Source organism: Curtobacterium sp. PhB146, from assembly GCF_004342995.1.
In the GTDB taxonomy this organism is placed as follows: Bacteria; Actinomycetota; Actinomycetes; order Actinomycetales; family Microbacteriaceae; genus Curtobacterium.
Genome location: NZ_SMBN01000003.1, coordinates 462,845 through 484,733, shown reverse-complemented (window position 1 = coordinate 484,733; position 21,889 = coordinate 462,845). Strand labels below are relative to the sequence as shown.

At 71.8% G+C, this 21,889-nt stretch carries 22 protein-coding genes; 17 read left to right on the top strand and 5 right to left on the bottom strand.

Going from position 1 to position 21,889, the window contains the following annotated elements; genetic code table 11:
• The first annotated feature begins 64 nt into the window (after window positions 1-64).
• Window positions 65-991, top strand: coding sequence for an SGNH/GDSL hydrolase family protein (locus tag EDF33_RS14350; protein WP_165918824.1), 927 nt, complete (start codon window positions 65-67; stop codon window positions 989-991).
• On the opposite strand, the gene EDF33_RS14345 is transcribed toward EDF33_RS14350, so the two are convergent.
• Window positions 939-1,835, bottom strand: a complete 897-nt coding sequence (locus tag EDF33_RS14345) for a universal stress protein (RefSeq protein ID WP_132100368.1) — start codon at window positions 1,833-1,835, stop codon at window positions 939-941. The two genes, EDF33_RS14350 and EDF33_RS14345, sit on opposite strands and share 53 nt — an antisense overlap.
• Before the next feature lie 191 nt (window positions 1,836-2,026).
• On the opposite strand from EDF33_RS14345, the gene EDF33_RS14340 reads away from it, so the two are divergent.
• The gene (locus EDF33_RS14340; RefSeq protein ID WP_347812767.1) at window positions 2,027-2,494 is read left to right on the top strand and encodes an NUDIX domain-containing protein; all 468 of its coding nucleotides are present in this window, start codon (window positions 2,027-2,029) and stop codon (window positions 2,492-2,494) included.
• 95 nt (window positions 2,495-2,589) lie between these two features.
• Window positions 2,590-4,674: a carboxypeptidase regulatory-like domain-containing protein gene (locus EDF33_RS14335; RefSeq protein ID WP_132100367.1), complete on the top strand. Its 2,085-nt coding sequence runs from the start codon at window positions 2,590-2,592 to the stop codon at window positions 4,672-4,674.
• A 411-nt stretch (window positions 4,675-5,085) separates the two neighbouring features.
• Here EDF33_RS14335 and EDF33_RS14330 read toward each other — a convergent pair whose 3' ends face one another.
• On the bottom strand, window positions 5,086-6,447 hold the full coding sequence (locus tag EDF33_RS14330; RefSeq protein WP_111084056.1) for an MFS transporter: 1,362 nt from the start codon (window positions 6,445-6,447) through the stop codon (window positions 5,086-5,088).
• Window positions 6,448-6,658: 211 nt separating this feature from the next.
• Window positions 6,659-7,624, bottom strand: coding sequence for a hypothetical protein (locus EDF33_RS14325; RefSeq protein ID WP_132100366.1), 966 nt, complete (start codon window positions 7,622-7,624; stop codon window positions 6,659-6,661).
• A 95-nt stretch (window positions 7,625-7,719) separates the two neighbouring features.
• On the opposite strand from EDF33_RS14325, the gene EDF33_RS14320 reads away from it, so the two are divergent.
• Complete coding sequence (locus tag EDF33_RS14320; RefSeq protein WP_123671785.1) at window positions 7,720-7,935, top strand: hypothetical protein; 216 nt, start codon at window positions 7,720-7,722, stop codon at window positions 7,933-7,935.
• 28 nt (window positions 7,936-7,963) lie between these two features.
• Here EDF33_RS14320 and yidC read toward each other — a convergent pair whose 3' ends face one another.
• Together yidC and EDF33_RS14310 are read right to left on the bottom strand one after the other, a co-directional pair.
• Window positions 7,964-8,707, bottom strand: coding sequence for a membrane protein insertase YidC (gene yidC, locus EDF33_RS14315; RefSeq protein WP_132100365.1), 744 nt, complete (start codon window positions 8,705-8,707; stop codon window positions 7,964-7,966).
• A gap of 62 nt (window positions 8,708-8,769) precedes the next feature.
• Complete coding sequence (locus tag EDF33_RS14310; protein WP_132100364.1) at window positions 8,770-9,075, bottom strand: DUF6412 domain-containing protein; 306 nt, start codon at window positions 9,073-9,075, stop codon at window positions 8,770-8,772.
• 66 nt (window positions 9,076-9,141) lie between these two features.
• On the opposite strand from EDF33_RS14310, the gene ybaK reads away from it, so the two are divergent.
• The 13 genes from ybaK to EDF33_RS14245 all read left to right on the top strand — a co-directional run bounded on the left by ybaK (window position 9,142) and on the right by EDF33_RS14245 (window position 21,877).
• Window positions 9,142-9,627 (top strand): Cys-tRNA(Pro) deacylase, encoded by a 486-nt coding sequence (gene ybaK / locus EDF33_RS14305; protein ID WP_111084051.1) that lies wholly within the window; start codon window positions 9,142-9,144, stop codon window positions 9,625-9,627.
• A gap of 96 nt (window positions 9,628-9,723) precedes the next feature.
• Window positions 9,724-12,333 (top strand): ATP-dependent Clp protease ATP-binding subunit, encoded by a 2,610-nt coding sequence (locus tag EDF33_RS14300; protein WP_132100363.1) that lies wholly within the window; start codon window positions 9,724-9,726, stop codon window positions 12,331-12,333.
• 648 nt (window positions 12,334-12,981) lie between these two features.
• On the top strand, window positions 12,982-13,215 hold the full coding sequence (locus tag EDF33_RS14295; RefSeq protein ID WP_123339624.1) for a hypothetical protein: 234 nt from the start codon (window positions 12,982-12,984) through the stop codon (window positions 13,213-13,215).
• 220 nt (window positions 13,216-13,435) lie between these two features.
• Window positions 13,436-13,978, top strand: a complete 543-nt coding sequence (locus EDF33_RS14290) for an adenine phosphoribosyltransferase (RefSeq protein ID WP_123292807.1) — start codon at window positions 13,436-13,438, stop codon at window positions 13,976-13,978.
• Between the two features lie 103 nt (window positions 13,979-14,081).
• Complete coding sequence (gene thrS / locus EDF33_RS14285) at window positions 14,082-16,070, top strand: threonine--tRNA ligase (protein WP_132100444.1); 1,989 nt, start codon at window positions 14,082-14,084, stop codon at window positions 16,068-16,070.
• A complete protein-coding gene (locus EDF33_RS14280) occupies window positions 16,070-16,639 on the top strand; it encodes an HIT domain-containing protein (RefSeq protein ID WP_123671781.1) in 570 nt (189 codons plus the stop codon). Before thrS ends, EDF33_RS14280 begins: the two co-directional genes overlap by 1 nt.
• Before the next feature lie 13 nt (window positions 16,640-16,652).
• Window positions 16,653-17,573 (top strand): pyridoxal 5'-phosphate synthase lyase subunit PdxS, encoded by a 921-nt coding sequence (pdxS, locus tag EDF33_RS14275; RefSeq protein WP_123292809.1) that lies wholly within the window; start codon window positions 16,653-16,655, stop codon window positions 17,571-17,573.
• Window positions 17,563-18,174: a pyridoxal 5'-phosphate synthase glutaminase subunit PdxT gene (pdxT, locus tag EDF33_RS14270; RefSeq protein ID WP_132100362.1), complete on the top strand. Its 612-nt coding sequence runs from the start codon at window positions 17,563-17,565 to the stop codon at window positions 18,172-18,174. The genes pdxS and pdxT overlap by 11 nt, the downstream gene beginning before the upstream one ends.
• 141 nt (window positions 18,175-18,315) lie before the next feature.
• Window positions 18,316-19,083 carry a YebC/PmpR family DNA-binding transcriptional regulator gene (locus tag EDF33_RS14265; protein ID WP_111084044.1) on the top strand — a complete coding sequence of 256 codons (768 nt, stop codon included), beginning with the start codon at window positions 18,316-18,318 and terminating at the stop codon, window positions 19,081-19,083.
• Between the two features lie 2 nt (window positions 19,084-19,085).
• Window positions 19,086-19,730: a crossover junction endodeoxyribonuclease RuvC gene (gene ruvC, locus EDF33_RS14260; RefSeq protein WP_111084043.1), complete on the top strand. Its 645-nt coding sequence runs from the start codon at window positions 19,086-19,088 to the stop codon at window positions 19,728-19,730.
• Window positions 19,727-20,347, top strand: coding sequence for a Holliday junction branch migration protein RuvA (gene ruvA, locus EDF33_RS14255; protein ID WP_111084042.1), 621 nt, complete (start codon window positions 19,727-19,729; stop codon window positions 20,345-20,347). Before ruvC ends, ruvA begins: the two co-directional genes overlap by 4 nt.
• Entirely contained in the window at window positions 20,344-21,387 is a 1,044-nt protein-coding gene (gene ruvB / locus EDF33_RS14250; RefSeq protein WP_111084041.1) for a Holliday junction branch migration DNA helicase RuvB, read from the top strand. Before ruvA ends, ruvB begins: the two co-directional genes overlap by 4 nt.
• Window positions 21,388-21,478: 91 nt before the next feature.
• A complete protein-coding gene (locus EDF33_RS14245; protein WP_132100361.1) occupies window positions 21,479-21,877 on the top strand; it encodes a preprotein translocase subunit YajC in 399 nt (132 codons plus the stop codon).
• The last annotated feature ends 12 nt before the right edge of the window (window positions 21,878-21,889 follow it).

Here is a 21,889-nt window from a genome sequence, read left to right as displayed (position 1 = left end):
CGGGTCCGTCGGCGCGCCGCCGGCCTCCGCGGCGCCGATGTGGCCGGTGCCCGAGCCGTACCCCGTGACCGCCGAGCCCACCGAGACCCTTGACGCGGTCCCGCCGGGCAGTGAGTACGTGGCGCTCGGCGACTCCTACTCGGCCGGGTACGGCCTGGGGGACCGCACCGGGCTGCCCACGAACGCCTGCGTGCAGTCGGCGCGCGACTACCCGCACCGGCTCGCGGCGCAGTTCGGGCTCGCCCTGACCGACGTCACGTGCGCCGGCGCCACGAGCGACGACGTCACCACGGGCCACCAGTTCAAGGGCGTCCCGCCGCAGATCGAGTCGTTGTCCGACCGCACCCGACTGGTGACCCTGACGATCGGCGGCAACGACGCGGACCTGTTCGGCACGGCGGCCTCGTGCCTGGCGATCTCCGCGAACGGCCCGGTGTTCTCGGGTCGCGACGCCCCGTCGTGCGAGAGCACCCTGGTGCAGGACGGCGTCGACCAGCTCGCCGTGAAGATCCAGTCGCGCGTGGCCCTCGGCATCGCCGACACCCTGGGCGCCGTGCAGCGAGCCGCCCCGAACGCCGTCGTCGTGTTCCTCGGGTACCCGGCGATCTTCCCGGACGCCGAGGACACCCCCGCGAAGGGCTGCTTCCGGTCCGCACTCGACCTCGGCACCCTGGCGGGCTCGTTCCCGTCGGACACCTACCCGTTCACGGACACCGACGTCGAGTACCTGCACGGTGTCCAGGACGAGCTCAACGAGGTCTCCCGGTCCGCTGCTGCCGCCGCCGGGGTGCGGTTCGTCGACGTCTTCGCGAGCACGCAGGACCACTCGCCGTGCGCCGCGTCGAAGCGCTACGTGGCCGGTGTTACGCTCACTGGTTCCGGCGACCTGCGGAAGATCGACCTGAAGGCCGGCGCCCTGCACCCGAACGAGCGCGGCGTCACGTACCTGACCGCGCGGATGGCCGCCACGATCCGCGCCCTCGCCGGCTGATCCCACCGGCGGTCTCGGTCGCCGTGGCCGCTCGGCTGTCCGAGTGCGCCGCCGGCGGGACCACGCAGACCGGGGCGGCGGTCTCGCGCACGACGTCGTGGAGCAGCGAGCCCGAGAGCGCGCGCACGTGGCCGCGACCGAGCACCACCAACGACGCCCGGCGGGTGTGCGAGGCGATCGCGTGACCTGGGTGGCCCTCGACCAGCAGCGGACGGATGCGGAGCGACGGGTAGCGCGCGGTCAGGACGGACGTCACCTGCTGCAGGAGTTCGGCGTTGCGCGTCCGCCACCGGAGCGGGTCCTCGGCGAAGTCGGTCAGCCCCGTCCGCGTGAGCACGGGCATCTCCCACGCGCGCAGCAGCGTCAGCCGTCGGTTCCGCCGGACGGCCTCGTCGACGGCGATCGACACCGCGCGTTCGTCGATCGGGTCCTCCACCGCGAGCACCACGTCACCGTCGATCGGGTGCGGACCCTCCGGCACGACCACGGTCGGGACGGCAGCACGCTCGGCGACCCGCGCCGGGTCACCGCCGGCCGTCGATCCGCGCCGGTGGCGGAAGCTCCCGATCACGAGCAGGTCGCCGCCGTCCGACTCCTCGACCAGGGCTGCGGCGAACGGGCCCGCGTGCCGGTGCACCTCGACCGCCACACCGGGCAGAGCGGTCCGCGCGGCCTCGGCGAGCTGGTCGGCGACCGGCGTCCGGCCCTCCAGCGCGTGGTCGGCGCCGATGATCCGCAGCCGCTCGACACCGGCACCGGCGCGGGCCACGATCCACCGCAGGGCCTCGTCGTGGGGCATCGCCGCATCGGCGGCCAACGTCACCGTCGTCCATCGCTCGTCCATCCCGATCGGCCTCCTCCGTCGCAGGCTTCGGGGGCGTCACCTGGCGCTCCGTGCGCCACACGGTACTCCGGTCGGGGGCCGTGGAACCGGCCGTGCGCGGCGGTGGAACCGGCCGTGCGCAGCGGTGACCGCGGGCGGCGGACGTGGGCCGGGCCTCCTGGCCGACGCCGCGTAGTCTCGCAGGCGTGGTGGTGAGCGCCGGACTGTTGCTGCACCGGACCGGTCCGGCCGGGCCGGAGGTCTTCGTCGCGCACATGGGCGGGCCCTTCTGGCGGAACCGGCCACGTGCCTGGTCGATCCCGAAGGGACTCGTCGAAGCCGGCGAGGACCCGCTCGAGACTGCCATGCGTGAGTTCGGTGAGGAGATCGGGGTCCCCGCACCCGTGGCCGCCGACGACGTCAGGGACCTGGGCGAGTTCCGGCAGGCCTCGGGCAAGCGCGTCCGGGTGTTCGCCGCCCCGGCCCCGGCGTTCGAGGTCGCCGTCGTGCGGAGCAACACCGTCCGGCTCGAGCTGCCACGCGGTTCAGGACGGTTCGTCGACGTGCCGGAGGTCGACGACGCCCGGTGGGTGCCGGTCGCCGAGGCGCGGGAGCTGCTCGTCGCGGGCCAGGTCGCCGCGGTGGACGCGCTGCTCGTGCTGCTCGATGGACCCGCCTGAGTCACGATGTGGTGTCGGTGTGAACCGGGTCCGCGCCGTCTGGATAGCCTGCACGGACGTCGGGGCACGCCGACGTCATCACCAGGGGAGTACACATGCGGCGCTGGCGCGCGGTCACGGCGGGGCTCACCGCCCTCGCACTCGGAGCAGGACTCGCGATCGGCGGCGCGACGAGCGCCTCGGCGGAGCCCGCGGGCAACTGGGGCACGTTCACCCTGAGCGGGGCGTCGAAGGCGTACACGGGCACGATGACGTTGCCCGGGTTCCCCGCCACGACGTTCACCTCGAACTCGCGGCAGTCGACCGTGATCAGCGGGGCGTCGACGTGGCAGTCCGCGGGGACGCCGGTCGGTGGGGTCTACGGCACGAGTCGTGCGCAGACGTACATGAACCAGCGGCCCCAGGCTGATCGTCCCAACGGGGACTCGGCCTCGACCACCACCTACACGTTCGACGGCGCGACGCCCGGCGCGCAGAGCTGGTCGTTCGTCCTCGGGGACATCGACGCCGACCAGGCGACGATCTCCGCCACGGTGGCCGGCGGTGGTGCCGCGACCGCCGAGCAGCTCGGGTACCAGGGCTCCTACAACTCGTGCTCGGCTGCTCCGACGGCCGGCGGCTGGTCGTGCACCCCCGACCCCGACGGCACCACCGGCAAGGACCAGCCGACCTGGGACGCCGCCACGCTTACGCTGACCGGCAACGCCGCCGCGTCGGACACCGCGGGCGCCTCGGCCTGGTTCACGCCGACCGCGTCGCTGACGAGCCTGACCATCACGTACCAGCAGCGCAGCGGGTTCCCGGTGTACCAGACCTGGTTCGCCAACCGCACCGCGGCGATCAGCGGCACCGCGACCCTCGACGGCACGCCGATCCCGGGAGCCACCGTCACCGTGACCGCACCCCGCGGCACCGTCTACACGACGACCACCGACGCCGACGGCAACTACGTGTTCCCGCAGTTGCCGGTGATCGCGAACTACCGCGTCGAGATCACCCCGCCCGCGGGTGCTGACGGTGAGGCCGTGGCGACGGGTGTCTCGCTCGCCGTCGCCGGCACACCAGGCGGCGTCGACAAGACTGCCGACTTCGCGTTCACGTCGCCGGACGACACGACGTCCGTCATCGGGACGGTGACCGACGACGACGGCAACCCCGTGTCGAACATCCCGGTCGTCATCACCGACCCCGACACCGGCGACACGCTGGTCGACACCACGACGAACAGCGACGGCGTCTACACCGGTTCCGACCTGCCCGCCGGCACCGAGCTGGACATCTCCGTCGCCGACGAGCCGCCCGTGTCGATCACGACCGGTGACGCCGATGCAGCACCGGTCGAGCCGGAGCCGATCGTCGCCCCGCCCGCCGTGATCGCGACGATCACCGGCGTCGTCTCCCTCGACGGGACGCCCGTGCCCGCCGGCGTGGTCGTCGAGCTCCTCGACGAGTCCGGTGCCGTTGTCGGTTCGGCCACCACCGACGCCGACGGCCGCTACACGTTCGCCACGTCCGCCGGTACCTACACGGTCCGCACGGTGGTCCCCGCCGCGGGAGCGACCGGTGACACCGCGAACACCGGCATCGCCGCGATCGCCGGCACCAGCGTGACGTCGGACCTGCCGTTCGAGACCCCCGCTGCGCCCGAGGTCGTCACGACCGACCAGCCCGGCACCGTGGTCGACACGAACGGCGACCCGGTCGCCGGCGTGGACGTCGTCGCGACGCCGACCGACCCGGAAGCCGGCCCGCCGGTGACCGTGGCCACCGACTCCGACGGCGCGTTCGACCTGGTCGACCTGCAGCCGACGACCGAGTACACGATCACGGTCGACGTCGACGGCGCCACTCCGGTGACCGTCGTCACGCCCGAGGACGGTGCAGCGACCCCGCTCGCCTTCGTGGTCGAGGCCGCGGTGACCCCGGTTCCGTCGCCGTCGCCCAGTGCACCGACGCCGAGCAACTCGCCGACCGCGGTCCCGACCGTGCCGGCTGCCGGAGGCTCGGGCAACGCGCCGGCCGCTGGTTCGGGCGACGTGGGCAACGGTGGGCCGCTGGCCTACACCGGTGCGGACCTGAAGCCCGGGCTCATCGCTGCCGGGGTGCTCGTGCTGCTCGGTGCGGCGCTGCTGACCTTCCGCGCGGTGCGCAACCGTCGCCGGAGCCACCTGCAGGACTGATCGGTCACGACGAGGGGCGGGCCCGGCGCGATGCCGGCCCGCCCTTCGTCGTTGGTCTGCGCCGCCGCCCGCGACACGCCGCCGCCCCACCCCCGAGGTTCCGAAATCTGCCCATCTCGGCGTCCCGAACGGCAGTTCGTGGAACCTCAGCGCAACGCGAACGGCAGTTCGTGGAACCTCGACGCCGCGCGCATGGCATGTCGCCGCGGCCCCTCGCCACACGCCGCCACGCGCCGCCACGCGCCGCCACACGCCGCCGCGACGACGCCACGGCCAGGCCTCGACGCCGAGGTTCCACGACATGCCGCCGCTGCACCGCCGAGGTTCCACGGATCGCCGCCAGGACCGCCGAGATGCCGAGATTTCGGAACCTCGGCGCAGCGCGAGGCCGACGCCCCGCCCCGCGCCGCGCTACTGCGTGCGGTGCGTGCGGTGCGAGCCCGTGACCGTCGCGACCGAGCCCGTCAAGGTCTGGATCGCCCGACCGACGACGGGCACCGACGTGGTGACCACCGCGAGCGAGGACGTGATCGCCTCGATCGACGACGTCGACAGGTGCTCCTGCCCGACCGTGTGCACCGGGAAGCCCCGGCGCGCCAGCACGACGACCCCGAGCGACCCGAGCAGCACGGCACCACCGGCGAACGGCAGGTACTGCAGTCCCACGATCCCGAGCGCCTGCCCACCGATGGCAGCGCCGCCGGCGATGCCGATGTTCGACGCACCGTTGATGAGCGCACCGGCGATGTCGGGGGAGACGCCTCCGGAGCGGATCGCGGCCGCCATGAAGAGCGTGCCCGTCGTGCCGTTCGCGGCCATCCACACGCCGGCGACGACCATCGTGCCGACCAGGGAGCCGTGCACGAACGGCATCGCGGCGAACGCGACGGCCATCACGGCGACGGCGGCGATGAGGGTCTGGCGGGGTGCCCGGTCGACGAACATGCCCGCGAGCCACAGGCCGATCACCCCGGTGCCGCCCAGGACGAGCAGTGCACCGCTCACCATCGAGGCGTCGAGTCCGGCGTCGATCGCGTAGGGCCCGACGTAGGTGTAGACGACGTAGTGCCCCGCGAACAGGAGCAGGTCGGCGATCACGACGGACAGCAGCCCGGTGCGCGCCCAGGCCTTCGGGGACCCGATGTGCGGCGACGAGGCGCCGCTGACGGCGGGCAGGAACAGCAGCGCCACGGCGGCGAGCACGGCGGCGGCGACACCGATCGAGAACACGGCGGGGCGCCAGCCGATGTGCTGCGCGACCCAGGTGGCGACGGGCACGCCGAGCACGAACCCGAGCGAGCTGCCCGAGTACACGAACGCGATGGCGCGACCGGCCAGGCGCGGCGGCACGATCCGGGTGGCGTACGCCGAGGCCACCGAGAAGAACAGCGCGTGCGCGATGCCACCGACGACCCGGCCGGCGCAGACGACGGCGAACGACGGTGCGAACGCGATCATGAGGTTCGACACCGTGTAGCCGACGAGCGTCGACACGAGCACGGCCTTGCGGGGGAGCTTCGCGGTGAAGGCCGTGAGCGGGAGCGCCAGGAGTGCCACGGCCCCCGCGTACACGGTGACGACGATGCCCATGGTGGCCTCGGACACACCGAGGTCGGCGCTCATCGTGCCGAGCAGCCCGACGGGCATGAGCTCGGTGGTGATGGCGAAGAACGTCGCCAGCCCGAGGACGGCGATGCCGACGATGGACTGGGTGGTGACGGTGATCGGCCGCGTGTTCGTCGACACGGCCGAGGTGGTGGTGTTGGTGGACACGCTGCTGACCTCCTCCGGGGCACGGGCGAACGCGCGACGGTGCCGTTCGGGGGAACGACGATGACCGGGAGGTCTGCGGGGCGCGCTCGCTGTGGATGTGGGTGATGTGGGTACGACTCCACGGCGAGTGCGCTCATCCAGTGTTGCACGATGGACCGCAGCCCGCGAGGGGGTCAGCGGAGATTCTCGGAGCGCTCCAACAATCAGCGCCTCAGTTCTCGTTCGTCACCCGACCCTGCACGCCGCCACCCCGGAGCGCGATCGTCAACGTCCCGCTCATCGACTGCGCCGACATCGACACCGAGCCGTGCAGCGCTGCCTCGCGCGGGAAGCACGCCGTCGACGACTCGATCCGGTTCGCCGTCGCCACCAGGCAGATCGTCGACCGGTCCGTGCCGACCCCGGCCCACACGGCCCACGGTGTGTCGAACGAGCCGCCGTCCAGCGCCCGGTTCGTGAACACGAGCCGCGTGGAGTGCAGGCTCACGGGTGCCTCCACCGGCCCCGGCAGCTGGTCGGCGTAGGTCTGCGGCACGTCGAGCAGCTGCTCGAGCGTGACCGTTCCCGCCGTCGGCGTGACGCTCGGTGCCGCTGCGACGTCCCCGCGCACGGGCCCGACGACGGTGCCGGCGGCGAACGCCACACCGACCGCCGCTGCCGCGCCGAGCGCGATCCAGACGCGTGGCCGCTCCGTCCAGAGCAGCGTGCGCCACCGGGACCGTCGCGTCGGCCCGACCGGGAGGCCCGGCTCACCCCCGCCGCCGTCACCCGCGTCGTCGGGATGGTCGGGTTCTCGGGCTTCGGTCGCCGCCCACGGTCCGGCTTCCGTTCGCGGGGTCGGGTCCGGCTCGGCAGCAACCGTCGCGCGCTCCGGAACCGACCGCTCCGGCGACGAGCCGACCTGTGGAGCCGTCAGTTCCGGCGGCGAGCCGGGCAGTGGAGCCGACCGTTCGGGGGACGCGACCTGCCCGCTGGCCGGGGCCGTGCCTCCCGGCCGCCCGTCCGGCCCCGTGTCGGAGGCGACGCCCGCGACCGCTCGCCGACCACCGGACCGCCGCCCGCTCGCCAGGTCCTGCAGCGCGATCCGGGCGCGCGCCGCGTCGGCGGGGCTCGATGCCGCTCCCCAGGCGACGGCCTCGAGCCGTGCCCGTTCCGCTGCCACGTCGTCGTGGGCCATGCGCACTCCCGATCTGCCGGTCGCGTGGACTCCCTTCATCGTGGCACTGCCGGGGCGGCGGCGCGCACCCAGAACGAGGGGAGTAGGTGTGACGCATGAGCACCGAACCCGAACCGCGACACGACGTCGACCCGGAGACCCTCGAGCCGCTGAGCCACGACACCCAGTCCGGCGAGGCCGACTACGTGGCGACGAGCCCCGGCGGGACCGGCACGGAGCGCCACGTGCCGACCGCCGACGAGGAGCAGGGTCGCGGCACCGAGTACGACCCGGTCGACCAGGGGCCGCAGCAAGAGGGCCAGGGCGGCTGACGCCGGGCCCGACCGCCACGCGCCCGCGCTACCGGATCACCCGGCGCAGCACGGCTCGCTCGCCCGCCGTCCACGCGGCACTCGTCACGACGTACAGCGCGGCGGCGAGTGGCGCGATCGCGGCGAACACGACCGTGATGAACGGCGCGAACCGTCCGATCGCGGCGGTCGCTGCCGCACCGGGCACCTGTGCGCCCGGCTCGGGCGTCGGCACCGGGTTCCAGCGCAGGTTCGCGCGACGGCTGAGCTCGACGACGACGGCGAGCACGGCCAGCAGCAGGATGACGACCCAGGCGTGCACCCAGAGCGGCGACGTCAGCGTGACGACGAGCGAGTGCCCGAGCGGGACCCCGACCAGGGTGGCCTCGAGCAGCGCGTTGACCGTGCCGCCGATCGACGCGTGCGTGAAGAGGGCGTAGACGAGGGACAGCACCGGGGCCTGCGCGAGGACGGGCAGGCATCCGGCCAGGGGTGAGACCTTCTCGCTCGTGTAGAGCTGCTGGACGGCACGCTGCAGCTGTTCAGCGTTCTTCCCGTGGCGCTTCCGCAGGGCGGCGAGCTGCGGCGCGAGCCGACGTCGGTCGCGCTCCGCTCGGACCTGCAGGACGGACAGCGGCACGAGCACGACCCGGACAGCCAGGGTCAGGAGCACGACGGCGATCGCCGCGGCGAACGAGCCCGTGGTGGGGGAGAGCGCCGTGGTCAGGGCGGCGACGAGGTTCGCGCCGCCGTGCAGCAGCGGGCCGACGAGGGGCAGGGTGGACAGGTCCATGACGGTTCCGATCGGTGGTGGTTCGCAGGAGGGGTCGCGAGGGCCCGGCCACCGGTCGGTGGTCAGGCCGGGGCGGCGACTCCGGGGGCACGCGATCGGACGTGCCCGTCGGCATCGGGGTGGCTCCACGCGATGCGGGTGACCAGGTCCGGTACCGCAGCGTGTTCGACACCCGTCGACCGCAGCCCGAGGACCGTCGCCAGCACCGTGGCGATTACCTGCGCGACGACGACCGCCACGGCGACGGCCGTCAGGCCGAGCGCGGCCACTGCCAGCAGCGGCAGGACGCCGGCTGCGGGGTCGCCCGCTGTGGGCGCACCGAGCACCAGCGCGGCGGCGGCGCGGAGGATCAGCAGAGTGACGGTCATGGTCGGTTCAGCGTAACGCCCGCGTGCCGCCACGGACAGGACGGCAGCGCGGGAGAGGATCGCCGCATGACCGCAGGTTCGCCGAGCACCCCAGCGACCGTCGCGCTCGACCGAGCCGGGGTGTCGTACACGCCGCACGTGTACGACCACCACGAGAGCGCCACGAACTTCGGCGAGGAGGCCGCCGCCGCACTCGGCCTCCGCGAGGAGCAGGTCTTCAAGACCCTGGTCGTCTCGGTCGACGGCGCACTGGCGGTGGCGATCGTGCCGGTGGCGAACCGGCTCGACCTCAAGGCCATCGCGGCCGCGGTCGGTGGCAAGAAGGCGACGCTGGCCGATCCGGCCCTCGCCGAGAAGCGCACCGGGTACGTCGTCGGCGGCATCAGCCCGGTCGGCCAGAAGTCCCGGATCCGGACCGTGCTCGACGAGTCGGCCCTGGCGTACGACAGCATCTTCGTCTCCGGTGGGCGCCGCGGGTTCGACATCGAGGTGGCTCCGGCCGACCTCGCGCGGGTCACCGAGGCGATCTCGGCAGCGATCGCGCGGACCTGAGTCGGGTCGCCGCAAGTTTCTCCCACGACCGGGAATGACCCCGGCACTCCTGCGTTGCATTGAGTCGAAGGCACTCAAGTTCCCCAGGAGGTCCCTTTGCCAGAGACGTTCGGCCCGACCGGCGGCAGTGACTCGTTCGACGAGTTCCTCGCCCGCCTCCTCGCGGCGCAGAACACCGGTGACCCGCAGCGCCCCCGTGCGTTCGGCCGACCGGTGGACATCACGCGGCTCCTCAGCCGCCGTACCCACGAGCTGCTCCAGCACACCGCCGAGTACGCGGTGTCGCAAGGACAGCACGAGCTCGACGCGCTGCACCTGCTGCACGTGCTCGTCCGCACCGAGCCGTTCGACGCCGTCGTCCGTTCTGCCGGGGTCGACCCCGAGCGCCTCGCCGCCGAGATCGAGCAGCGCCTGCCGATGGCCCGCGAGCCGCAGCCCGAGCAGACCGGCCGCCCGGCCCTGACCGGCACGGCGCAGCGCATCCTCGTCGAGGCCACCCAGGCCGCACGGGGCTTCGGCAGCACCTACACCGACCCCGAGCACGTGTTCTTCGCGCTCGTGACCGACCAGGAGACCGTCACCGGGCAGCTGCTCGCCAGCGCCGGTGTCACCCCGCAAGCCATGCAGGACTACGCCCAGCAGGCCGCGGCAGCAGCACGAGAGGGGCGCCCCATGCCAGGAACCGGTGCAACGACCGGAACGGCCGACACCGACAGCGACAGCGACACCCCGACCCTCGACCAGTTCGGCACCGACCTCACCGCGCGGGCCCGTGACGGTCGCATCGACCCCGTCATCGGTCGCGCCGACGAGATCGAGCAGGCGGTCGAGATCCTGCTCCGTCGCACCAAGAACAACCCCGTCCTGATCGGCGAGCCCGGCGTCGGCAAGACCGCCATCGTCGAGGGACTCGCCCAGCGCATCGTCGACGGCGACGTCCCGTCGCTGCTGCAGGGCAAGCGGGTCATCGCCCTCGACCTGCCCGGCATGCTCGCCGGCACCCGGTACCGCGGCGACTTCGAGGAGCGCCTGACGAAGGCCATGGACGAGATCGCGGCGCACGCCGACGAGCTCATCGTCTTCGTCGACGAGCTCCACACCGTCGTCGGCGCCGGTGGTGGCGGTGAGGGCGGCTCGATGGACGCCGGCAACATCCTCAAGCCCCGGCTCGCCCGCGGCGACCTGCACCTGGTCGGCGCGACGACCCTGAACGAGTACCGCCGGATCGAGAAGGACGCCGCCCTCGAGCGTCGCTTCCAGCCGGTCACGGTCGGGGAGCCGAGCGTCGAGGACGCCGTCGCGATCCTGACCGGCCTCGCACCCCGGTACGAGGAGCACCACGGCGTCGTCTACACGCCGGAGTCGCTGCGCGCCGCCGTCGAGCTCTCGCACCGGTACGTCACCGACCGGCACCTGCCGGACAAGGCCATCGACCTCATCGACCAGGCCGGTGCACGGCGCCGGCTCGCCCGCTCGGGTGACGTCGACGTCGAGGCCCTGCGGGACCAGGTCGCCGAGCTGCTCGCCGAGAAGGACCGCGCGGTTGCCGGGGAACTGTACGAAGAGGCGTCGCGCCTGCGCGACGAGACGGTCGGACTGGAGGCCCGGATCGCCGCCGCCACGTCGGCGGACGCTCCCCGCGCCTCCCGTCCCGAATCCGTGGGCACCTCGATCACGGAACGCGACATCGCCGGTGTGGTGTCGCGTGCCACCGGCATCCCGGCGACGCGCCTGACCCAGGGCGACCGCTCGCGGCTCGCCGTGCTCGAGCAGGGACTGCACGAGCGCGTCGTCGGCCAGGACGACGCCGTCGCGGCGATCGCGAAGGCAGTCCGACGCAGCCGGACCGGCATGGGCGACCAGCGTCGTCCCGTCGGCAGCTTCCTGTTCCTCGGCCCGACCGGCGTCGGAAAGACCGAACTGGCGAAGGCCCTGGCGTCGTCGCTGTTCGGTGACGAGTCCGCCATGCTCCGCTTCGACATGAGCGAGTTCGGCGAGCGGCACACCGTCTCGCGGCTGGTCGGGGCGCCTCCCGGGTACGTCGGCTACGACGAGGCCGGGCAGCTCACCGAACGCGTGCGCCGGAACCCGCACTCGGTGATCCTGCTCGACGAGGTCGAGAAGGCGCACCCCGACGTGTTCAACCTGCTGCTGCAGGTGCTGGACGACGGTCGACTGACCGACGGCCAGGGGCGCACGGTGGACTTCCGGAACACCGTCGTGATCATGACGTCGAACATCGGCTCGGAGTTCCTGGCCTCGCGGTCGGGCGCCCTCGGCTTCGCGCCCGTGGGTTCCACTGACGGGTACGGCGAGGACGACCTCCGCGCCCGGGTGATGGGCAAGCTCCGCGAGGCCATGCGGCCGGAGTTCATCAACCGCATCGACGAGATCGTGCTCTTCCGCAAGCTCGACCGGTCGCAGATCACGTCGATCGTGTCACTGCTGCTGCAGGACACGGCGCTGCGGCTCGTCGCGCAGGACATGGTGCTCTCCGTCTCCGACGCAGCGATCGACTGGCTCGCCGAGCACGGGTACGAGCCCGAGTACGGCGCCCGTCCGCTCCGCCGGCTCATCCAGCGCGAGGTCGACGACCGCATCGCGACGCTCGTGGTCGACGGTGGTGTGACCGCCGGGGACACCGTGCGGATCGACGTCGTCGACGACGTGCTGACGGCAGCGGTGGCGGAACCCGCGACGCTGTAGCAGCCGTTCGCCCACGAAGGCCCGGTACCGATTCGGTACCGGGCCTTCGTGGCGTCCGGGTGCGGTGCGGGGTGTTCGGGAATGCAATTCCGGAGAAATCGGAGAAAGGGGTTGCGCTGCGAATTGCGGGGCCGATAGTGTTCACTCGTCGCGAACCGCTGCAGTGCAGCCGGGGAACGACTCCGACAGCTCGAGACCGAAAGGGGGCCGACCATGATGATCACCGCAACCACTCCGTTCCGTGGAATCCGTGGACGCGTCGGCACCCCGTTCCGCGTCCGCTGACCCGGAGCGTTCCGCCTTCTGCCGACATCTGTGTCGTTCGATCCTCGTCTCGTGACGAGTCCGTCGCCTGACACCTCGCGCTGAGCCGTTCTGGCTCGCGTCGAACCGGCTCCGTCGATCGCCGATCGGTCCCGACCCGTGTGCTCCGCGCACGCAATCGGACTGCGTCGATCGTCGCTGGAGAATGTCGGCGGTCGGTGCGACGCTCTCGGTACCGGAAGTCATTCAGTACCGCGTCGTCGGACATTCCTCCGGTGACCGCGGAATGCATTCTCACGCATTCATTTCGTCCTGCCCGTGTTCCGGGCAGTCAACTCCTGCCCGTGTGCCGGGCAACTCCGTCATGCCCTGAAAGGGATCACCGTGTCATCGAAGACCGCCACCCGTCCTCCCGATACCCGCGCAGCGCGCCACCGGGTCTCCCTCACCGACCGCATCGCGCTGCGCATCGGCATGTCGCTCATCATCTGGAGCCGGCGGACCCGCCGGGTCCGTCCGGTGATCGACCACGCAACACGGCTGCAGCTCGACCGCGAGCGGCAGCAGCGCGAGAACGACCTGCTCCTGCAGGCCGCACTCATGCGCGCCTGGCGCTGAGCCGGATCGGACACCCGACCGTCGCACCGTGCGACCGTCGCCGTCCCGTGCCCGCTTGGTGGCTCGGTGCGAGGGGACAGCCCCGCACCGAGCCACCGTCGGCGCACCGGCCGACGCAACCCGCACCGTGCGCCGCACCGACGACCCAGCACGGCGCGACCGACCCCGCACCGTGCGCCGACGTGTCGGACGCACCCCGGGCCTCCCGTACCGTTGATGGGTGACCGAAACCGCAGCTGCACTCGTCGAACGCCTGACCGCCGTCGTCCCGGACTTCCCGAAGCCGGGGGTGCTGTTCCGTGACGTGACGCCGGTGTTCTCGGACGCCGTCGCGTTCGGCCGCGTGTGCGAGGCACTCGCCGCGCCGTTCGCCGTCGGTGCCGGGTTCGACGCCGTCGCCGGCATCGAGGCACGGGGCTTCGCCCTCGCCGGCGGGATCGCCGCGCAGCACCAGGTGGGTGTGCTTACCGTGCGCAAGGCCGGCAAGCTGCCGGGCGAGGTCCTCAGCGAGCAGTACGCACTCGAGTACGGCGAGGCCGAGCTCGAGCTGCGTCCGGGCCAGCTCCCCGCGGGCACCAGGGTCCTCGTCGTCGACGACGTCCTCGCCACCGGTGGGACCGGCGCCGCCACCATCACGCTGCTCGAACGCGCGGGCTACCAGGCGGTCGGGTTCGCCGCGCTGCTCGAGCTCGACGGGCTGAACGGACGCGAGCGACTCGAGCCGCGCCTGCCCGTCACCACGCTCGGCGCCGTGCCCGCCTGAGCCCCACGCGCGCACTAGTCTTGACGCACCATTTCGATCGAGGAGTCCCATCATCGTGACCGAGTCAGTCGCCGCAGCGCCGGAGAGCGCCGAGCCCGCAGCCGTGCCCCAGGCACCCGAGCCCCGCACCGCGACGACGACCACGACGGGCACCGAGCTCTTCGACGGTGAGCGCGGCGTCGTCGCGATCCGCGTCGACGGTGTCCTCAAGGACCTCGCTGCCGACGTCGCCGCCGGCGAGACCGCCGAGGCCGTCACCCTGCAGGAGCAGGACGGGCTCGACATCCTCCGCCACTCGGCCGCGCACGTGCTCGCGCAGGCCGTCCAGCAGATCAACCCCGAGGCCAAGCTCGGCATCGGGCCGCCCGTCACCGACGGCTTCTACTACGACTTCGACGTCGCCGAGCCCTTCACCCCCGAGGACCTCAAGGCCATCGAGAAGGGCATGGACCGCATCGTCAAGCAGGCCCAGCGCTTCCGCCGCGTGGTCGTCACCGACGAGCAGGCACGCGAGCTGATGGCGGGGGAGCCGTACAAGCAGGAGCTCATCGGGCTCAAGGGTGCGGCGACCGACGGCGACTCCGGCGAGAGCGTCGAGGTCGGCGCCGGCGAGCTCACCGTGTACGAGAACGTCGACCCGAAGTCGGGCGAGGTCGTCTGGCAGGACCTCTGCCGGGGCCCGCACGTGCCGCACACCCGCTGGATCGGCAACGCCGCGAAGCTCATGCGCGTCGCGGCCGCCTACTGGCGCGGCTCCGAGAAGAACCCGCAGCTGCAGCGCATCTACGGCACCGCCTGGCCCGACAAGGACCAGCTCAAGGCCTACCTGGTGCGCCTCGAAGAGGCCGCCAAGCGCGACCACCGCAAGCTCGGTGCCGAACTCGACCTGTTCTCGTTCCCCGACGAGATCGGTTCCGGCCTGGCGATCTTCCACCCGAAGGGCGGCATCATCCGCCGCGAGATGGAGGACTACTCACGCCGTCGGCACGAGGAGAACGGTTACTCGTTCGTCTACACGCCGCACATCACCAAGGGCGACCTGTTCGAGACCTCCGGGCACCTCGGCTGGTACAAGGACGGCATGTTCCCGGCCATGCACATGGACGAGGCGAAGGACGAGGACGGCAACGTCACGCGTCAGGGTGCCGACTACTACCTCAAGCCGATGAACTGCCCGATGCACATCCTGGCGTACCGGTCGCAGCCGCGTTCGTACCGCGACCTGCCGCTCCGGATGTTCGAGTTCGGCACGGTCTACCGCAACGAGAAGTCCGGCGTCATCCACGGCCTCACCCGGGTCCGCGGCATGACCCAGGACGACGCGCACATCTTCACCACGCAGGAGAAGATGAAGGAGGAGCTGACCACGACCCTCGAGTTCGTGCTCTCGCTGCTGCGCGACTACGGCCTCGACGACTTCTACCTCGAGCTCTCGACGAAGGACCCGGAGAAGTACGTCGGCGACGACGAGGTCTGGGACGTCGCGACGAACACCCTGCGCGAGGTCGCCGAGGAATCCGGCCTCGAGCTCGTGCCCGACCCCGCCGGAGCCGCCTTCTACGGCCCGAAGATCTCGGTGCAGGCCCGCGACGCCATCGGCCGCACGTGGCAGATGTCGACCGTGCAGCTCGACTTCAACCTGCCCGAGCGCTTCGGCATCGACTACACCGCGGCCGACGGCTCCCGCCAGCGCCCGGTGATGATCCACCGCGCACTGTTCGGCTCGATCGAGCGGTTCTTCGGCGTGCTGACCGAGCACTACGCCGGCGCGTTCCCGGCCTGGCTGTCGCCGGTGCAGGTCGTCGGCATCCCCGTCGCGGCTGAGTACGGCGACTACCTCGACGAGGTCATCGAGAAGCTCCGGTCGCACGGCGTCCGCGCCGAGGTCGACCACTCGGACGACCGCATGCAGAAGAAGATCCGCACGCACACCAAGGCGAAGGTGCCGTTCCAGCTCATCGCGGGCGGCGACGACCGCGACGCCGGTGCGGTCTCGTTCCGCTTCCGTGACGGTCGCCAGGACAACGCCGTACCCGTGGACGAAGCGGTCGACCGCATCCTGACGGCGATCCGCGAGCGCGCGCAGGTCTGATGACGGACGAGCAGGACCCGCTGGTCATCCGGGACGCCGCCACCGGTGCGGCCGTCCCGGATGCCTTCCAGCGCCTGTGGAACCCGCACCGGATGGCGTACATCGACGCCGGGCGCGAGGGCACGGGCCGCGGGCACGCGGACGACTGCCCGTTCTGCGAGGCACCGCGGAAGTCCGACGAGGACGCCCTCATCGTCGCCCGGGGCGAGCACGCCTACGTGCTGCTCAACCTGTTCCCGTACAACAACGGACACCTGCTGGTCTGCCCGTACCGCCACGTGCCGCTGTACGACGAGGCCACGCCGGACGAGCTCCGCGAGATGGGCGAGCTGACCCAGACCGCGATGCGGGTCCTGCGCGCCGTGTCGCACTGCGACGGCTTCAACATCGGCATGAACCAGGGCGAGGTCGCGGGGGCCGGCATCGCCGCACACCTGCACCAGCACATCGTGCCGCGGTGGCAGTCCGACGCGAACTTCTTCCCGATCATCGCGCGGACGAAGTCGATGTCCCAGATGCTCGGGGACACCCGCCGACTGGTCGCCGAGGGCTGGCCGGCAGCGGACTAGACTGATCGGCATCATGAGCGACAGCACCAGCACCTCCGGCACCCCTGGCACCTCGATCACCGGCTCCGACCGCGTCAAGCGCGGCCTCGCCGAGATGCTCAAGGGCGGCGTCATCATGGACGTCGTCGACGCCGAGCAGGCCCGCATCGCGGAAGAAGCCGGCGCGACCGCGGTCATGGCCCTCGAGCGCGTCCCCGCCGACATCCGCGCACAGGGCGGCGTCGCCCGCATGTCCGACCCGTCGATGATCGAGGAGATCATCGCCGCCGTGTCGATCCCCGTCATGGCGAAGGCCCGCATCGGCCACTTCGTCGAGGCGCAGATCCTGCAGGAGCTCGGCGTCGACTACATCGACGAGTCCGAGGTGCTCTCGCCCGCCGACTACGTCAACCACATCGACAAGTGGAACTTCACCACGCCGTTCGTCTGCGGTGCCACTGAACTGGGCGAGGCGCTCCGTCGCATCACCGAGGGCGCTGCGATGATCCGTTCCAAGGGCGAGGCCGGCACGGGTGACGTGTCCGAGGCCACGAAGCACATCCGCACGATCAACAAGGAGATCGCGGCGCTGCGCCACCTCAAGGAAGACGAGCTCTACGTCGCCGCCAAGGAACTGCAGGCGCCGTTCGAGATCGTGCGCGAGGTCGCCCGCACCGGCAAGCTCCCCGTCGTGCTCTTCACCGCCGGTGGCGTCGCCACCCCGGCCGACGCCGCGATGATGATGCAGCTCGGCGCGGACGGCGTGTTCGTCGGCTCCGGGATCTTCAAGTCCGGCGACCCGGCGAAGCGTGCCGCGGCGATCGTCAAGGCCGTCACCTTCCACGACGACCCCAAGGTCATCGCCGAGGTCTCGCGTGGTCTGGGCGAGGCGATGGTCGGCATCAACGTCGCCGACGTCCCCGCGCCGCACCGCCTCGCCGAGCGTGGCTGGTAGCACGACGAGCAGTGCTCGGCCCCGCATCGGGGTCCTGGCGCTGCAGGGTGACTTCCGCGAGCACATCGCCTCGTTGACGGGGCTCGGCGCCGACGTGGTGCCGCTCCGTCGCCCCGAGGAGGTCGCGGCGCTCGACGGCGTCGTGATCCCCGGCGGCGAGTCGAGCGTGATGGACAAGCTGTCCCGGGCGTTCGGCGTCGCCGAGCCCCTCGCTGCTGCCATCCGCGACGGCCTGCCGACGTACGGCACGTGCGCCGGCATGATCATGCTGTCGTCGCGGATCACCGACGGCATCAGCGGCCAGCAGACCCTCGACGTGCTCGACACCACGGTTCGTCGGAACGCGTTCGGCAGCCAGAACGACTCGTTCGAGGTCGACGTGCCGATGCCCGAGCTCGGCGACGCCCCCGTGCACGCGGTCTTCATCCGCGCCCCGGTGGTCGAGCAGCACGGCCCCGGCGTCCAGGTCCTCGGCGCACTGGCGGACGGGCAGGTCGTCGCGGTGCAGCAGGGCAACGTCCTCGCCAGTGCGTTCCACCCCGAGGTCGCCGGCGAGGACCGCTTCCACCGCCGCTTCCTCGCCATGGTGCGCAGCGCCTGACGCGGCCCCCGGGCTCTGGGCACGACCGCCCGCGGGCCCTGGGCCCGGCCACCTGCGTGCCCGCACCGGCGGGGCGGGGCGGCGCCGGGCCTCCCGGCTGGGTAAACTGACCCCGACTTTCCGCAAGACGCAAGGAGAACCGTGTCCGGGCATTCCAAGTGGGCGACGACCAAGCACAAGAAGGCCGTCATCGACGGCCGCCGTGCCAAGTCGTTCGCCAAGCTCATCAAGAACATCGAGGTCGCCGCGAAGATGGGCGGCGCCGATCTGTCGGGCAACCCGACGCTGGTCGACGCGATCCAGAAGGCCAAGAAGACCTCGGTCCCGAACGACAACATCGACCGCGCCGTCAAGCGCGGTGCCGGCCTGACCGGTGAGTCGATCGAGTACACGACGATCATGTACGAGGGCTACGCCCCGAACGGCGTCGCGATGCTGATCGAGTGCCTCACCGACAACAAGAACCGCGCAGCGGCCGAGGTCCGGACGGCGATGTCCCGCAACGGTGGCACCATGGCCGACCCGGGCAGCGTCGCCTACAACTTCTCGCGCAAGGGCGTCATCTCGGTCACGAAGACCGACGGCCTCGACGAGGACACCGTCATGACCGCCGTGCTCGACGCCGGTGTCGAGGACGTCATCGACCAGGGCGGCGGCTTCGAGATCATCACCGAGGCGAGCGACCTCGTCGCGGCACGCACCGCGCTGCAGGACGCCGGCATCGACTACGACTCGGCCGACGCCGAGTTCGTCCCCGGCCTCAAGGTGCCGGTCGACGCCGAGACCGCCCGCAAGGTCTTCCGCCTGATCGACGCACTCGAGGACAGCGACGACGTGCAGAACGTCTACGCCAACTTCGACGTGCCGGCGGACGTCCAGGCCGAGCTCGACGAGGACGAGGGCGAGTAGCCGTGCTCCGTGTGCTCGGGGTGGACCCCGGGCTCACCCGGTGCGGCGTCGGCGTCGTCGAGGTCGCACCGAACCGGCGCGCACGGCTCGTCCACGTGACGGTCGTGCGCACCCCGGCGGACATGCCGCTCGAGCAGCGGCTGCTCCGCATCGCCGACGGCATCGCCGCCGAGATCGACGAGCACCACCCGGATGCGGTCGCCGTCGAGCGCGTGTTCGCGCAGGCGAACGTCCGCACCGTGATGGGCACCGCCCAGGCGGCCGGGCTCGCGCTGCACGCCGCGGCGGCCCGCGGGCTGCCCGTCGGCCTGCACACGCCGTCCGAGGTCAAGGCGGCCGTCACCGGCTACGGCAACGCCGACAAGCGCCAGGTGCAGACCATGATCGCGCGCGTGCTCGGTCTCGCCGAGGCCCCGAAGCCGGCCGACGCCGCCGATGCGCTCGCGCTGGCCGTGTGCCATGCCTGGAGGCTCGGATCACCTGACGTCGCCGGCGAACGTGCCACGAACCTCACCCCGGCACAACGCGCGTGGCGCGACGCACAGGGCGGCACCGTCGACTCCCCGCTCGCCCGTGCGGCCGCTGCCGCGGCCCGACCGCGTGGCTCGTCGGCCGCGTCGGTGGGCGGCCGTAGGCTCGGGGCATGATCGCGAGTCTCCGGGGTACCTGCATCGACATCGCCGGTTCCGGCGTGGTGATCGAGGCCGGGGGAGTCGGGTACGCCGTCACCGTGACCCCGGCCCACGCACTGACGATGCGCCACGGGTCCGAGGTGTTCGTCCGCACCGCGATGATCGTGCGCGAAGACGAGCACCTGCTCTTCGGCTTCGAGTCGACCGACGCCCTCCAGGTGTTCGACCTGCTGCGCAGCGTCACGGGTGTCGGGCCCAAGTCCGCGATGGGCGTCCTGGCCCACATGGACCCGTCGCAGGTCGCGAACGCCGTGGCGAAGGACGACGACGGCGCCTTCCGCAAGGTCTCCGGCATCGGCCCGAAGACCGCGAAGCTCATCATCCTCGCGCTCACCGGCAAGCTCGCCGCGTTCGAGCAGGCCGCCGTGGTCACCGCCGGTCGTGGCACTGCTGCCCACCCGGCCGCGACCGACGTCGTCTCCGCACTGATCGGCCTCGGCTGGCGCGAGGACGCAGCACAGACCGCCGTCGACGAGACCGTCGCGAACGAGCCAGGGGCCGCAGCCATGGGCACGCAGGCGCTGCTCCGCGCCGCGCTCGGTGCGCTCCGGCCCGCCGGTGCCGGTCGATGAGCGGCATCACGTCCGCCGGAGCCGAGTCGCAGGAAGAACTCGCGTTCGAAGGTGCACTCCGGCCGCGGTCGCTCGACGAGTTCGTCGGCCAGCGGAAGGTGCGCGGGCAGCTCGACCTGCTGCTCAAAGCCGCGGGCATGCAGGACCGCACCCCGGACCACATCCTGATGGCGGGTCCTCCCGGCCTCGGCAAGACCACGCTGGCGATGATCGTCGCGCACGAGACCGGGCGTCCGTTGCGGATGTCGAGCGGTCCGGCGATCCAGCACGCGGGCGACCTGGCTGCCGTCCTGTCGTCGCTCGTGCCGGGCGAGGTCCTGTTCATCGACGAGATCCACCGGATGGCGCGCTCGGCGGAAGAGATGCTCTACCTGGCGATGGAGGACTTTCGGATCGACGTCATGGTGGGCAAGGGCGCCGGCGCGACGAGCATCCCGCTCGACCTCGCGCCGTTCACCCTGGTCGGTGCCACCACCCGCGCCGGCCTGCTGCCGAACCCGCTCCGCGACCGCTTCGGCTTCACGGCGCACCTCGAGTTCTACGAGAAGGACGAACTCGAACAGGTCCTGATCCGCGCCGCGCACCTGCTCGAGCTCGACATCGACCGATCGGCGCTGCGGGAGATCGCCGGGCGTTCCCGGGGCACCCCGCGCATCGCGAACCGGCTGCTCCGCCGGGTCCGCGACTACGCCCTCGTGCACCGCACCACCGACGGCATGGCGGCCGTCCAGGGTGCACTCGACCTGTACGACGTCGACGAGCTCGGGCTCGACCGCCTCGACCGCGCCGTGGTCGAGATCATGCTGACCCGCTTCGACGGCGGACCGGTGGGGCTGAACACCCTCGCGGTCTCGGTCGGAGAAGAGTCCGAGACCATCGAGTCGGTCGTCGAACCCTTCCTCGTCCGGGTCGGTCTGGTCACGCGAACCCCGCGCGGCCGCATCGCGACCCCGGTCGCGTGGCGGCACCTCGGCCTCACCCCCGGGCAGGGCGTCGGGCCGCTCCCGGGCCTGTTCGACGACACCGACACCACCGACTAGCGGCCGATCGGTCGGGTGACATGCCACGCACAGTGGCGTGCCCTAGACTGCTACGGCCCGAAACCGAGCAACCAGAGAAGGCAACTGCATCATGGGTCAAGAAGTCATCCTCATCGTCATCGTCGTGGCGTTCGCGGCCTTCATGTTCTACAACAGCCGCAAGCGCAAGAAGCAGCAGGGCGAGCTCGCCACCAAGATGGTGCCAGGTGCTCGCGTGATGCTGTCCTTCGGCCTGTACGGCACGCTCCTCTCCGTCGACGACGAGAAGGTCACCGCCGACGTCGAGATCGCCCCCGGCACCGTCGTCACCGTGCACCGCCAGACCCTGTCGCGCGTCGTCGACGACAGCGCCTCCGACATCGAGACCACCGCGACGCCGGAGGACGAGGCGAAGCCCATCGCCGAACTCAACGGGGAGCCGGTCTACGGCGAGCGGGTCGACAACGACCGCCTCGACGAGACCGACTCGAAGCGCAAGTCCGACGACTGACGCCCTCGGCCG

Excerpts from the sequence above, each read along its gene's own strand:
- EDF33_RS14345 (WP_132100368.1), bottom strand. The coding sequence starts at position 1,835 with ATGGACGAGCGATGGACGACGGTGACGTTGGCCGCCGATGCGGCGATG.
- EDF33_RS14335 (WP_132100367.1), top strand. The coding sequence starts at position 2,590 with ATGCGGCGCTGGCGCGCGGTCACGGCGGGGCTCACCGCCCTCGCACTC.
- EDF33_RS14325 (WP_132100366.1), bottom strand. The coding sequence starts at position 7,624 with ATGGCCCACGACGACGTGGCAGCGGAACGGGCACGGCTCGAGGCCGTC.
- EDF33_RS14320 (WP_123671785.1), top strand. The coding sequence starts at position 7,720 with ATGAGCACCGAACCCGAACCGCGACACGACGTCGACCCGGAGACCCTC.
- yidC (WP_132100365.1), bottom strand. The coding sequence starts at position 8,707 with ATGGACCTGTCCACCCTGCCCCTCGTCGGCCCGCTGCTGCACGGCGGC.
- EDF33_RS14310 (WP_132100364.1), bottom strand. The coding sequence starts at position 9,075 with ATGACCGTCACTCTGCTGATCCTCCGCGCCGCCGCCGCGCTGGTGCTC.
- ybaK (WP_111084051.1), top strand. The coding sequence starts at position 9,142 with ATGACCGCAGGTTCGCCGAGCACCCCAGCGACCGTCGCGCTCGACCGA.
- EDF33_RS14280 (WP_123671781.1), top strand. The coding sequence starts at position 16,070 with ATGACGGACGAGCAGGACCCGCTGGTCATCCGGGACGCCGCCACCGGT.
- pdxS (WP_123292809.1), top strand. The coding sequence starts at position 16,653 with ATGAGCGACAGCACCAGCACCTCCGGCACCCCTGGCACCTCGATCACC.
- ruvA (WP_111084042.1), top strand. The coding sequence starts at position 19,727 with ATGATCGCGAGTCTCCGGGGTACCTGCATCGACATCGCCGGTTCCGGC.
- ruvB (WP_111084041.1), top strand. The coding sequence starts at position 20,344 with ATGAGCGGCATCACGTCCGCCGGAGCCGAGTCGCAGGAAGAACTCGCG.
- EDF33_RS14245 (WP_132100361.1), top strand. The coding sequence starts at position 21,479 with ATGGGTCAAGAAGTCATCCTCATCGTCATCGTCGTGGCGTTCGCGGCC.